We start from the raw sequence: 14481 nt of genomic DNA on the forward strand, positions 1-14481 counted from the left end.
TGGTGTACAAGTTTTGTTCAATTATAGTCTATCTGATCGCGGCGCAGACTTACAGGCCTAATGGCTTAAGTCAAAAGGCTGCAACAAGGAGCAGATAGACTATAATTGAACAAAACTTGTACACCAAAGGTCAAAAGACCCTAGTATTATCTCTAAATTTATTAACTTTGACCGTATTTATTTACCGCCCGATACCCAAAAAAATAGCATACCCCAACTAACAACCAAACAAACCCCACAACTAGCACTGGTAGCGCTACTTTCTCAGGGTGCCTTATCCATAGTTGAAACGGAAGAACACCTCTTACAACACATATGAATGCAATTGCATAAATACCAAAGCGTAAAAGAGGTAAATTGCGAATGACTTTAGCCGCAGACAGCGCATAACATCCAATTGTGCTAAAAACCAATGCCACAAATACAGTTGCTATTGGTGCCAATAGCGTCCCAGATTCAGCAGAGTGAACGACTGCCTCAGGTGCCATTTGCACAGAATAGCATTGCGGACCAATAGCAATACAAGACATGTGCGCGAGAGCGGTCAAAAAAGCAACAATTGCCGCAATCGCAAGCATTAGACGCCCTTGATTTTTATTCATGGTATTAATCTACCCAGCGACCTTATCCGTATATAATACAAAAAAAATTTAACAGCGAAGGACAATTGAAAACTAGTTATCGTTTATTCGGCGTTCACACACTTTTTCTAAGTTTACTACTTTTGTGTAGTGTTAAAGCCAGCCACGCACAATCATTACAACACAAACTCGATGTACAAATAAGAGCAGATGAGCGTTCAGACAAAGATCTGCGATATCAATATAGAATTCGATACTCTCCCTCCCTCAAGTTCAATCAAACATGGTCAACTCATGGATTTGCAGCTACGGGTGATGACTTTTCCTCTAGTCACAATACATTTGACGATGGATCAGCCGACCGCTTCTACTTACGGCGTTTATTTTTGCGCCATCAAGGTAATTATGGCAAAACTGAACTGGGTGTTATCCCAACGTTCAAAGGGCGCGTATCGTCCAGCGGTTTATCTAAAGACGGTTGGATACAAGGCATTCGCCATGTCAGGGATACCAACTCGAACGCGCAATTAGAAATCGTTGTTGGTCAGCTAAACAAGCTTAATCCCCGACAAGCACTCGACACACCAAACGACATTGACTATGTTGAATTGGAATACTCAGCCTCCATAAATGACTTGTTTTCTTACGAATTCAGTATGGAGCGAATGACATCACTAAACTATTTACGCACCGAGCTTCGCTATCGCACCAAGAAAAGCCAGCATGTCTTCGCTGAATTAGTAAAAAGAGCCAATACCACAAAAGTAAAAACCGTGTTAGGTATCGAGGGAGAAAAGGCGTATCGCAATAGAGACTATGCGTATTTTGCCCATTATTCTTATGTAAGTGGTGAATTTGGCCTTCGTGCCGAATTGACTGAAGATTTCCTAGGTACAGGTCACGGATTTTCTGCGAAACTTGAATCCCAATTTACCTCGCTGCCTTTTGATTGGTTTGTTCGCTTTGACAAGGTTGGCGAAAACAACCGAATATTGGGCGGAATTAAATGGTCTTTATAATCCCCTAACCCACCGTTACGGACGTTATGGGATTGCAGCTTGCGGTGTACTTACTGCCAGAATGAAAATTTGTTTTTCACGGATAAAAGACTAAAGCGTACTAGGATGTACTTGCAGCGTTTTCATTCTGGCAGACAGTGTACTATTAGGTAAAATCTCACCTCGTCGTTAAACACTTATTCGGGCGGCATGACATTGAGTCAAAAGCCACTTTTTGCTATCTTAGCAAAAACTCAATTTCTTCTATCAATGCGCATAAGCCCTCTTATTTCTCCAGATACTGCCGCTCAGGCTGAACAGCTATATACACGCTTTAAAAGCTTGGAAAAACATCAACAAATCGTGTTGATTATCCTAGCCGTTATCTACAAACCCATTGGTATTACAAAGCTAGCAGAAGTAGTTAGAGAGCTTAAATTAATCGGTTTTCTGAACAAAAAAGCTGGATTTTATAGTTTAAGCACTGAAGAAAAATCTCGCTTCGAAAAAATGGGACTTTTACATAATACACGTGAGGGCATGACCATTAACCGCATTTTGGCCAATGTCCTCATGCACCACTTAGACGATTTGGAACAATGCGATGAGGCCATCGGGCAAGACAAGCTGAAGAGTATTATCTATGCAGCAGAACAAGTTGTTCCGGTAGTTACCAGCTTTTATTGGCAAGACCAAAAAACCGACAAACAACGGGTATTTCGAGACTTGTATTTTCTGCAAGAATTTAACAAGTTAGAGGGCGTACTTGAGTTCAACAAAAACCCGCAAATAATTGATCTGAGTGACAATCACATATTGGTCGAACTCTTTTTCCTTCCTTTTAGTTTAGAAGACATACTCAAGCTTCCTGAACTACTTCAATACCAAGCCTTTTCCACTCTGTTTCATTTGTGCTACGTCCAAGGTCAAAGCATTGCTTATGCCCTTACTTGTTTGGAGCAATTTATCCAAGCTCGACCCGACCACAAGCTGTGCCGCTTGCTACTGGCGGAACAATACTTGTATAGCGGTCGTTTGACTGATTTTGAGGATCTTCACGATGTCGAGAATAAATCTTCCTATGCACTTCAGTTGTCAGGAGCCTACCACTTTATTACTGGGCACATTAAAACAGCCATAGAATATTTTGAATTAGCTATCGCCGCAAAAAACAAAATAACGCGGCGAAAAAAGCAATACATTGGTGGTATCTTAGGTGGTTTCTACAAGTTATCCTTAGCTATTCATGCCAGTCAAGTCGACGCGGCTTATTTTGATAACTTGCATTTGCAATGCGAATATGAATATTCAGATCAAAAAACGTTTAGCTACACACTCTCTTTAAACGCTGAACTGCGAAGAATCGTCCGTCGCCTCCAAGATGGTGACGCTTTTGTCCCACAAACTGCTTCCTATAATATGGACGAACGCATCGACTCTTTACTCTCTTGGTTAGATAAATTTAATCAAATTGTTGGTGTAGCTTGGTGCACAAACAAAAACGAAATAAGCTCTGAGCACGCTTACCTAGAGCAAGCTCAAGCATGTACAAGACACTTCAAAGCAATAGGCATGGGCTTATTTGCTAATTTTAGTCAACAAGTTGTGCAGTATCTTCAGTCGGAAGTAATGCAAAATGATGAACAACTTGTGCAGACTAAAGAGGATATCATTTTACTCCCAGATTGCATTTCTACCCGCCCCAAGTGGGAGCATGCATTAGATAGGTTGGTTGCACTTGGACCACAAAGTAATTCTAGCCAATCAGGCGATAATGCTTACAAAGCTGAAGAAAAAAGAGTCCGCATGATTTGGGAGTTACTCATTGGTCGATTTAATGATGAGCTAATCCCAAGAGAACAAAAACGAACGAAAACGGGTTGGAGTAAAGGCCGCGTGGTATCACTTAAGCGCCTCTACGAAGAGACTGATACTTTCACCTATTTGAGTGAGTCTGACCAAAAAATCTGCCGAGCAATTTCAGCCTATCAAGGCTATGGGTATTACGGCAAAACAGAATACGAGTTGGCGGGTTTACCCGCTCTCCGCGCAGCCGTAGATGCACCGAATATCTTTCTAGCAGAAGACTTGAATCAACCTATTGATTTAAGCGAAAAATCACCGGAGTTGCTTGTCAGCCAACAAGGCCAGCAATTGTGCCTGAGCATGGCAGACACAGAACAACTATATGAACAATATGAAGATTTTCTGCATGCCCCTTCAGACTTTGACAATGCGATTAATTCTATTAGCTATGTGGTTAAACAAGTTAGTGAAGGCAAATATCAGCTGGTCATCTTTTCTAAGGAGCATTTAAAAGTACTCAAAATACTCGGTGAAAATGGTTTACTTGTGCCTATTTCAGCCAAAGCGAAAGTACTAGAAGGCATTGCAGCTATCGCCCCTTTCTTGAATATTCAATCTGATATTGCAGAATTAGATACCGGCTTAGAAACGGTAGATTGTGATCCCAATTTAGTGATCAACATCCAACCAATACAACAGGGCTTAGAATTCCATTGCGTCGTCCTGCCCTTTGGGGAGCTAGGCCCCAGTTACAAACCAGGTATAGGCAATGCCAGTTTAAGTGCAGAAATAAATAATCAGCGAGTTGCAACAAACCGCAATTTGGCAAACGAACAAGATTTGCTCGACCAGTTAGATACCCTTTGTCCTGCTTTTTTGTCTATGCCAGACACCAGCCTTATATTGGAAGACACACAACAAGCACTTGAAGCACTTGAGCAACTCGAAGTGGCAGTCAAAGCAGAGTCGATGCCACTCACTCTTCGCTGGCCTAAAGGTAAAAAAATTAAGCTCAGCCAGCCCTTAAGTGGCGAACAAATTCAGCTAGGTGTTAGCAAAAAGAACGAGTGGTTTGACATTTCGGGTGAACTACAAATAAACAATGAAGAGGTCATCGAACTGCGCAAATTGCTCTCGCTTGTCGCTAGCAGCAATGGTCGGTTTGTCAAACTCGATGCTGAACATGTTTTGTCTCTGAGTCATGATTTACGCCAAAAACTCGAACACTTGCAGCAAGTGACTGATGATGGAAAATTCCACCCTTTAGCCAGCTTGCAAGTACAAGAAGCCACCTCTGGCATGCGCATGAAAACAATTCACGCTTGGGATAAACAAACTAAGCGCATGCACGAAGCCAATGCTATTTCGCCCCTTATACCGTCAACCTTGCAAGCAGAATTGAGAGACTATCAACACGAAGGCTTTGATTGGGCGATGCGCTTGGCACATTGGGGAGCCGGTGCATGTTTAGCCGATGACATGGGCTTAGGTAAAACAATGCAAGCTTTGGGTATTTTAGTCGCGAGAGCACAAGGCGGACCAAGCCTAGTGATCGCACCGACATCTGTTTGCTTTAACTGGCAACAAGAAGCGCAAAAGTTTGCCCCTACACTCAACATTAAGGTCTTTTCTGAAGCTACGACGTCATCTCAACGTGCCACTTTGTTGCAGGAGCTAGCGGCATTTGATTGCGTGATCTTGAGTTATGGTTTATTGCAACGCGAAAGTGAGCTGCTGGCTAAAGTCAAATGGCACACTATGATTGCAGATGAAGCACAAGCGCTAAAAAACCCTTTAGCTAAGCGCACAAAGGCGGCCTATGCCCTAAATGCAGACTTTAAGATGATTACTACTGGCACGCCAATCGAAAACGATTTAACAGAGTTGTGGAGCCTTTTCCGGCTGATTAACCCTGGACTACTTGGCAATTTAAAGCAATTTACCAAACGCTATATTCAAGCAATAGAAAATGCGAAAGAAGATAAGCTTGCTGCAAGGAAGGCTCGCCAAGGTTTAAAAACACTGATTCAACCATTTATATTAAGACGTTTAAAGAGTCAGGTACTAACCGAACTGCCTGCGCGCACCAATATCAACATCAGTGTTAGTTTGAGCGAACAAGAACAAGCGTTTTATGAGGCACTGCGCTTAAATGCTATCGACAATATCAGTCAAGCTACAAATACTGCCAATGCAGGAGAGCAGCGAATAAAAATGCTGGCTGAGCTGACTAAACTGAGACAAGCCTGCTGCCACCCCAAGCTTGTGCTTGAAGAAAGCCAGTTACCCAGCGCCAAGTTAGCAGCTTTAGACGAGCTACTTGATGAACTGACTGTGAATAAGCACAAAGCGCTGATTTTTAGCCAGTTTGTTGGGCATTTGCAAATCATCAAGCAACATATCGAAGCAAAGGGGTTTAGTTATCAGTACTTAGACGGGTCAACGCCGCAAAAAGAACGTCAGCGCAGGGTAAATGATTTTCAAAGCGGCGACGGCGAGGTATTTTTAATTAGCTTAAAAGCCGGTGGGTTTGGTTTAAACCTGACCGCAGCGGATTACGTCATCCATATGGATCCTTGGTGGAATCCCGCCGTTGAAGATCAAGCGTCTGATCGTGCGCACCGTATGGGACAAACCCGCCCAGTCACGATTTATCGCTTGATAGCCAAAAACACGATCGAAGAAAAAATTGTTTCTTTGCATCAGCACAAGCGAGACTTAGCAGACAAGTTACTATCAGGCAACGAGCATGCTACAAAGCTCTCCGTAGAGGATATGCTGATTTTGTTAAAAGACACGTTTTAATACTTAATAATCTTAAAAAGGAACGATTAAGCATGAACATAAAGACGAAAGTGAAACAACTAATGTTGTGTGGATTGTGGCTATTTTTTGCTTCATGCTCAAGCGACAACATTGTCCAAACAGAAAATACGGATAAACCTGCTATCGAAGTCAAAGTAGTCGTTGTGACGATGTTCGAAATTGGGGAAGACGAAGGCGATCGGCCTGGGGAATTTCAGCTGTGGAAAGCGGGGCAAAAACTGACTAAACGTTACACTTTCGAACATTCTCATCACGACCTTTACATGAATCCAGAGACAGGTGTTTTAGGTATGGTAACCGGTATGGGTACTGCCAAAGCCGCCTCTGCAGTCATGGCCTTAGGTTTAGATGAACGCTTTGATTTGTCAAATGCATACTGGTTAGTGGCGGGTATTGCGGGCGTTGATCCAGAAGACGCCTCAATTGGCTCAGCTGTGTGGGCAAAGTGGTTAGTAGACGGCGACCTCGCACACCATATCGATGCGCGTGAAATACCAGCCAATTGGTCCAGTCCTTACTTTCCTCTTTTTAGCCAAGCACCCAACTACAACGTTGCCGACGGCGAATACCCTACGCCCTACAATGGCGAAGCTTACCCACTAAACGTGGCACTCGTTGATTGGGCGTTCTCATTGACAAAAGATTTACCCCTTAATGACTACCCCAAAATGCAAGCACTCAGAACAAAATATACAGGCTACCCAAATGCACAAAAACCGCCATTTGTGTTAGTGGGTGATCAGCTAGCTGCATCTACATTTTGGCACGGTAAGTTGCTGACGCAATGGGCGAACGACTGGACGCAATATTGGACACAAGGAAAAGGAAACTTTGTTACCTCGGGTATGGAAGATACAGGTAGTTACCAGTCAATAAGCTATTTACACAATATTGGTAAAGTAGATAAGCATCGATTTATGGTACTTCGCACAGCAAGCAATTATTCGATGCAACCCAAAGGCATCAGTGCGTCGCAAAACCTCAGTATGGAAATGGGGGAAGATGGTTTTGCAGGTATGCAATCTGCGCTGGAAAGTGCGTACATTGTCGGAAGTAAAGTAGTTGATACAATTGTTGAAGACTGGGATCAGTTTAAACTGGCTACGCCGTCAAACGAGTAACGAATATAGGAGAGTACGCCATAGCATACTCTCCTTAGGTGTTGACTAGATACCTTATCCAGTAAGACTATAATCTCGCTATGTGCTGCGCTTCGTTGAAAGACTTATTGGTTAACAACCCGTATATTTTGTCGGGATTTTTTCCGTTTTCAGTAATAAAATCGATGATATTTTGACCGTTACAAGTCACTTTTTCAACCACATACTTTTTGTCAACATGTGCTGTTTTAATTGCCTTGATCGTCTTTAACTTGCTGCCTGACACGGCTGCGACACAGATTTTAGTGCCAGCTTCCGTATCTGCTGCTACAAACTCGTGTGAGGCGCTAGCCTGAAAAGCAAATGCTGCAACTAAGGATAAACTGGTGATAACTTTAGTGAAATTTTTCATATTAACTACCTTTTGTACTATTTGAGCGAAAGTACTTTAGTGATAGCAATGGTGATGCCAAAATAAATTATTTATAATTTTCAATAGCTTAATAAAATTAACCCAAACTTTATATATTCCACACAAAATGCAAACCTGACAAATTAGTTATTTTGACCAATTTTTAGTTTTTTTATAAACAGCCTCTAAGTACTATTCTATTACTTTCGAAACATGTGTCAGTATTCTTTACAATAAATATAGATAAATGATCGCTCATTTATTAAACAACTGATTGCTATGTATTTTTTCTCAATGGTATATTTAATGCTTGTGGAACACGTCTACTTTTGACTAGACGCCATAGGAGAATCATTGTGAAATACCTTCGTAATACTTTCGCAATGTGGCTATTTGTTGTACTGGTCACGCCGTATGCTCAAGCTGTACCTATAACATCTGACCTTACCATTAATGGTGAAGTCAGCTTCGATATTACCTCCTCATTAGCTGAGGGAAATGCAATTCAAACCGCTACCCTATTTAGTGTGTTGGGTGGCACAAACACAAACTCGACAGTGAGTAACACGACCGTGACCGGGGACAATCCCAAGGGAGGTCAACTAACCGACATTGGCGATGGTATTGGACTCAGCTCATCGCTTGAGAGCAGTGGTATTGGTTTTTCTGATGTGTTTGCTTTTGATTATGCGTTTCAAATCACGAATAACTCGTTAAGCCAAGATTACACTATTTCTTTTTTGGCAGAATTTGAAAACTCAGTAAATTCCGAACTAGACGCCTTCGTTGAGAGTCGTTTTATCTTAGAAGACAGTAGCAATACTGAATTCTTCTTCACAGATTTAAGTTCAGACACATTGGTTGGAAACGAAAAAAATGGCAATCCAACTGGCAATACTGGCGGCGTAGAGTCTGATTTTGGCACATTTGGTTTTGACATAGTCGTCGCTGCAGGTCAAATGCTTACCTTTACAGGGGAAGTAAAGCTTGATGGCGAGTCATTTGTTAATGATAGTTTCATGCTCTCATCTAACGATTCATTTATTTCTATTCTCTCAGTCAGTGGTTCTGGCGGGTCTACAAATCCACCTAACCCTGTGCCCTCACCCTATCCAGCACTGTTGTTTTTGGCTGGTTGTGTTGGCGTAGTAGTACGTCGAGTTAAATAACATAGAACCCATAAAACAACGGACACAACAATATGAATATAAAAAAACACTTAACATGTGCTTCCATTTTTACCATTGCACTCACAACCATACTCCTTTCAAGCAAGTCTTACGCTTGCTCCTCTAGCCCTTATATAGGTGGCATGTGCGCTTTTGGAGGGAATTATTCCATACGCGGTTGGTTAAAAACTGACGGCCAATTACTGCCAATTTCTTCCAATACCGCGTTGTTCTCCATTCTAGGTACGACCTATGGAGGGGACGGACGTACTACCTTTGCATTACCCGATTTACGCGGGCGCTCAGCTATCGGCAGTGGCAGAGGACCTGGTCTGCTCGACTATAGATTAGGCCAAAAAGGTGGTGCAGAAACACATATACTGACTCAAGCTCAGTTAGCCGGTCATACACATGGTGCAGTGACAACGGTAAGCAGCGTTGCAAATGATTCAGGATCGTCTGCAGTACTTCGAGCTCTGGCAGCTAGCGCCGATACAAATGTTCCTACGGGCGCTGTACTAGCTAACAGCCCAGCTCGCGAAGAAATCTATAGCAGCGGTGTGCCTAATGTGGACATGGATAGTAGTGCCATTGATTTGTCGTTAAATGTGCAAGTGAACTCTACCGCGACGACCACTATCTCAACGACTGGCAATAGCTCAGCCTTTAATGTTAGAGGGCCCTATTTAACCGTTACCTGGCTAATTGCGACCCAAGGCTTGTTCCCACCCAGAAACTAATAAGATGTTGATAACTCGTTTATCTCGTTGCAAACCGAGCCGACACATAGTCGGCTTGTTTGCATTGCTATTGGCGACTTCCCCCTTATCTGTTTATGCCAATGAGGTTGATGATTGGGCTGCACCTATTCAACAAGCTGATCTTCATAAGGCTGCTGGAAGATATGAAGAAGCACTCACCATATACAAAGAATTTGCAAACAAAGAGAATGGACTCGCTCAGTTCAACGTCGCCCTCTTTTATCAGTTAGGACTGAGCACAAAAACCGACAAGGCAGAGGCATGCCATTGGTTTCATCGAGCAGCCATCAATAATATGCCAGGGGCAATGCAGCAGGTAGGCAACTGTTTCGCACATGGGCTTGGAGGACAAATCGATATAAACCAAGCGATACACTGGTATACGAAAGCCTATCAACAAGGTGTCCATGCTACGTATTGTCAAATAGGGCTGTTATACCTTAAAGGAGAAGGCGTTCAAAAAGATACCGGAAAAGCCGTAGATATGTGTTTAAAGGGTGCCGAACTTGGGGCATTCAATGCACAAGTAGTGATGGCAAAATGGTATTTTTATGGCACTCATGTAAAACAGGATTATCAAAAGGCCTTTTTTTGGTTGCAGTACGCCGCCAACAAAAAGTCCCCAGAATCTGCATTTTTAATGGCCTTGTATTACGATCAAGGTATTGGCATGGAGATTGACTTGAAACAAGCGTTGAGATGGTATGAGATCTCAGCAAGTCAGGCTTATGAAGCGGCTTACCTGCCGACCGCCGCATTATATTGGCAAGCATTTTTAGATCATCAGAAAGAGTCGCTGCTTGCAAAATCCTATTTGTGGGCACAAGCGCATTGCCTGAGTAGTCACGCAGTTTCGCAAGATTCATTGCGTCTAAAAAATAAGATTGAAGATGTCATGCCAAATACATGGCAAGATGCATTGGATGAAAAGGTAGTCGCGCATTTAAACAAATTTCAAAAACATCAACACAACAACAATTGTTAAAATACAAACCGCTGTTCAATTAACTGCAAAATTCACAACTAAAAATAAACCGCCTCTAGCTATCAAAGCTTACGAAAATCTGTCGATATAAGAGCATATAGGCTAAACGTCTAATACTTTAGGCTAAACAGAACCTAGCTACATGACAAAATAAAACGACGATAGCAGTAGACGAACAGAGAAAGGCAAGAGCATGTTTTTGAACAAATTATTTGGAAACTCAGATGCGCAAAATGATGCGTTACATCATTCTGCATCAGAAAAAAAAGTAGAACACAACGCTGAACTAAGCGCATTCATGCTCAGCCATACACCACAAGTTATTGTGGATGAACAAGGGTTAATCCTAAAAACAAATCAAGCCTTCAATACATTTACAACGCACAACAAACATCATCTGAACGCCCTGTTTCCGGGTAACTTTGAATCTCCCGCGTTGAACACACCAATAGCCCAACTTTTTGGCCAAGTAGTCAGCCTTGAAAACATGGGCAATGGTCAGACAATCAGTAAAAACGCCCAAAAAGAAGGCTTCAGCCTTACCTTAACCGTAACAAAATTTAAAGAAAATGGTTCTGGTGGTCTAATAGAGTTAATCGAAACGACAGAGGATATGCATAACAAAACGGTATTACATGCTATGCATCGCTCTCAAGCGATTATAGAATTCTCGCCTGATGGCATCATAAAATCAGCCAACGAAAACTTCTTAAAAACAATTGGATATGATCTAAATGAAATAAAAGGGCAACATCACAAGATGTTTGCCCCTCTGGAGTTGAGAGACTCGCCCGAATATCAGCAGTTTTGGCGTAACTTACGAGAGGGTAAATTCTTTACTGCAGAAATAAAAAGATTGGGAAAAGGCGAAAAAGAAATCTGGCTTTCTGCCTCTTATAACCCTCTTTTTAATGAAGCAGGAGAAGTGGTGGGTGTAATTAAATTTGCCACTGACATCACCGAGCAAAAATTAAAAACGATTGACTATCGTGGCCAAATAAAGGCAATTAACCGAGCTCAGGCCGTGATCGAATTTAATATGGATGGCACGATTATAAAAGCAAACGAGCATTTTCTCGCAGCAACTGGCTACTCAATGAGTGAGATAGAAGGTAAACACCATAAGATTTTTGTGACTCCTGAATACGCGAAAAGCCAAGAGTATAAAGCGTTGTGGTCAAACCTAAATGCGGGGACTTTTTTTAGTGACGAAATTGAGCGTGTGGCTAAAGACGGCACGCGCTTGTGGCTGCAAGCCTCTTATAATCCAATTTTTGATTTGAATGGTAAACCCTACAAAGTAGTTAAATATGCTACTGACGTTACGGAGCGCAAACAAACAATAGAACAAATCAAATCGCTAATTTCGAAAATGACAGATGGCGACTTGACTGGCGCGTTGACACTCGAAAAAGAAAACGAATTCTATGACGTCGCGCAGGCACTCAATTCTTTTATCACCAATATCCGTAACGTGATGATCCAGATTATTAGTTCGTCTCAGCGTACCTACGAGTCAGCGTCAGAAATTTCACAAGCCAATAACGACTTGGCGGGTAGAACAGAATTACAGGTCAATAGTCTTAGAGAGGCCGTTGATACAATGCAATCTTTGTCCGACATGATCACAGCCAATAGCGGCAATGCTAATCAAGCGAACCGTCTGTCTACCGACGCATCCTCTATTGCCAGTACGGGCGGAAAATTAATAGCGGAAGTTGTCAGTACAATGGGCTCGATTACCGAATCTGCAAAAAAGATATCAGAAATAATCGACGTTATCGATGGCATTGCATTTCAAACGAACATTCTGGCACTCAATGCCGCAGTTGAAGCGGCGCGTGCAGGAGAACAAGGCAGAGGTTTTGCCGTAGTGGCATCCGAAGTTAGAACGCTAGCTCAACGTTCGGCAAATGCTGCTAAAGACATAGCTGGATTAATCTCCGATTCAGTTTCAAAAATAGAAAATGGGAATGAGTTAGTAACGCAATCTGGCGATACAATGGGTAAAATTGTGAAGTCGATTAAAGAAGTCACGACCGTCATTGCCGAAATCGACTCTGCTTCGGAAGAGCAAGCCAAAGGTATCCAAAATATTTCTGCGTCAATAAAGGAAATCGACAACATGACCCACAAAAATGTCACTATGACAGAAGAGGCGGCCGTTACATCCGACAACATGAAAGGCCAATCTCAGGCTTTGAACGACTTGGTTACAGGATTTAAACTATCATAAAGTATTGGGATTTGCTTAATACCCCCCCACTATCTTAATATATATCAAACAAGGACTTATTTATAATCAAGCATTTAATGTCACCTACGTTGCTTAACATCCCAGGTACTAAAATGACATCTAGGCTTTCGTTGTGTTGCTTTTTTCTGTTTGCAACTTTTGCCTTCGGTGAGACTCAGGAAGCAGATGAAGCGGATATCGCGACACTCATATTTGCCGCCGACATGCAGGAAATCGACGATCCGGCGACAGGCTATTATGCTGAATTAGACTACCTTGTTCGTTCAATAAAAAGCAAAAACCGTTTTTTTGTTTTTGGCGGAGGATCAATTGGCCCAAGCGCCATGTCAGCTTTCGATCGCGGCAGTCACATCATCGATATTTTAAATTCAATCGAACCTGATGCGATGGGCGTAACAAAACGCGAGTTTAGTTATTTTGAAGATGAGTTATCTCTTAGAGCTTACGAGAGTGCTTTTCCTTTGGTAACAAGTAACGTTATCGACACACGTACCGGAGAAATCATTTCCGGATTAGAGCCTTACGTGACGATTGATAAAGAAAACATCCGCCTTGGTATTATTTCCCTTGTAAACCAGCGAGTGATAGAAGAGTACCTATTAACAAAGGTCAAAATATTAGACCCGCTAGAAACTGTACACAAGCTGTCCAAAATACTGAAAGATGAAGGCGCAGACCTAGTCCTTTTGCATATCAGTTATCCCTTTGAGTTCATAGAAAACTTGCTAAAGAGCAATATTGTTGATCTGGTATTTTTGTCAGATACTCGGCTAAGCCAAAGGTTTCAAAATGAACAGTTTTCCCATCCATCTATTGTGTTGCTAGAAGGTGCTGGTTCCGCAAAAGTCGTCAAAATCAATACACAAGACCAATCTATATCTCAACAAACTATTCAATTGTCATCTCTCCCCGGTGTAAGCGCCACTAATATGCAACTAGACAAGTACAACATGCGCTTGGATCGGCTATTAGATGAAGAGATTGGTACTTGGCAAAATAACACCACTACTCGAAGAGCGAGTGTTAGAAGTGAAGAAAACGCATTCGCTAACTTTATTACCGATGCGCTAAGAGACGCAACGAATACCGATATTGCCTTTATTAATGGAGGTAACATCAGAGGCGATCGCGAATATGTATCGGGCAATATCATCACGCGTAAAGATATCGCGACCGAGCTACCATTTAGAGTTCAAGTTACCGTGTTAACCTTAAAAGGCGAGTATATACTTGAGGCGCTAGAACAAGGTTTAGCCAAGGTTGAGAATTACAAAGGTAGCTACCCACATGTTTCTGGAATGACATTCACATATGATAGTGAAAAAGTGCCAGGCGAAAGGGTCATATCTGCCAAAATAAATGGCACGGCAATAGAACTCACTGGAACTTATCGCGTCGCTACAACGGATTATTTATCACAGGGTGGAGATGGATTGACGGCATTTAAGAAAGGTATTATCGAACGCTCAAGTGAATCGGAAATACCACTCTCTGACATCGTTATTCGAAAAATTCGTGCCTCGCAATCATTTACCTCAACTGTTGATGGGCGTGCCGCGGATCTTGCTAAGCAAAGGACTGAATAA

At 42.2% G+C, this 14481-nt stretch carries 9 protein-coding genes and 1 pseudogene; 8 read left to right on the forward strand and 2 right to left on the reverse strand.

Going from position 1 to position 14481, the window contains the following annotated elements:
* Positions 1-161: 161 nt before the first annotated feature.
* On the reverse strand, positions 162-602 hold the full coding sequence (locus tag ACFOHL_RS03980; RefSeq protein ID WP_376918897.1) for a hypothetical protein: 441 nt from the start codon (positions 600-602) through the stop codon (positions 162-164).
* 122 nt (positions 603-724) lie between these two features.
* On the opposite strand from ACFOHL_RS03980, the gene ACFOHL_RS03985 reads away from it, so the two are divergent.
* The 3 genes and pseudogenes from ACFOHL_RS03985 to ACFOHL_RS03995 all read left to right on the forward strand — a co-directional run.
* Positions 725-1600, forward strand: coding sequence for a hypothetical protein (locus ACFOHL_RS03985; RefSeq protein WP_376918898.1), 876 nt, complete (start codon positions 725-727; stop codon positions 1598-1600).
* A 249-nt stretch (positions 1601-1849) separates the two neighbouring features.
* Positions 1850-6190 carry a DEAD/DEAH box helicase gene (locus ACFOHL_RS03990; RefSeq protein ID WP_376918962.1) on the forward strand — a complete coding sequence of 1447 codons (4341 nt, stop codon included), beginning with the start codon at positions 1850-1852 and terminating at the stop codon, positions 6188-6190.
* A 62-nt stretch (positions 6191-6252) separates the two neighbouring features.
* Positions 6253-7320, forward strand: a pseudogene (locus ACFOHL_RS03995) (purine nucleoside permease); the annotation flags it as partial.
* A 79-nt stretch (positions 7321-7399) separates the two neighbouring features.
* Here the strand turns inward: ACFOHL_RS03995 and ACFOHL_RS04000 are convergent.
* On the reverse strand, positions 7400-7723 hold the full coding sequence (locus ACFOHL_RS04000) for a DUF3718 domain-containing protein (RefSeq protein WP_376918899.1): 324 nt from the start codon (positions 7721-7723) through the stop codon (positions 7400-7402).
* 356 nt (positions 7724-8079) lie between these two features.
* Here ACFOHL_RS04000 and ACFOHL_RS04005 point away from each other — a divergent pair, with 356 nt between their 5' ends.
* From ACFOHL_RS04005 to ACFOHL_RS04025, 5 genes are all read left to right on the forward strand, one after another.
* The gene (locus tag ACFOHL_RS04005) at positions 8080-8892 is read left to right on the forward strand and encodes a hypothetical protein (protein ID WP_376918900.1); all 813 of its coding nucleotides are present in this window, start codon (positions 8080-8082) and stop codon (positions 8890-8892) included.
* 32 nt (positions 8893-8924) lie between these two features.
* Positions 8925-9632 (forward strand): phage tail protein, encoded by a 708-nt coding sequence (locus ACFOHL_RS04010; RefSeq protein ID WP_376918901.1) that lies wholly within the window; start codon positions 8925-8927, stop codon positions 9630-9632.
* 4 nt (positions 9633-9636) lie between these two features.
* Positions 9637-10638, forward strand: coding sequence for a tetratricopeptide repeat protein (locus tag ACFOHL_RS04015; protein WP_376918902.1), 1002 nt, complete (start codon positions 9637-9639; stop codon positions 10636-10638).
* A 193-nt stretch (positions 10639-10831) separates the two neighbouring features.
* Positions 10832-12874: a methyl-accepting chemotaxis protein gene (locus tag ACFOHL_RS04020; protein WP_376918903.1), complete on the forward strand. Its 2043-nt coding sequence runs from the start codon at positions 10832-10834 to the stop codon at positions 12872-12874.
* A 113-nt stretch (positions 12875-12987) separates the two neighbouring features.
* Positions 12988-14481, forward strand: a complete 1494-nt coding sequence (locus ACFOHL_RS04025; protein ID WP_376918904.1) for a bifunctional metallophosphatase/5'-nucleotidase — start codon at positions 12988-12990, stop codon at positions 14479-14481.

Source organism: Agaribacter flavus (assembly GCF_042646125.1).
GTDB classification, from domain to species: domain Bacteria; phylum Pseudomonadota; class Gammaproteobacteria; order Enterobacterales; family Alteromonadaceae; genus Glaciecola; species Glaciecola flavus.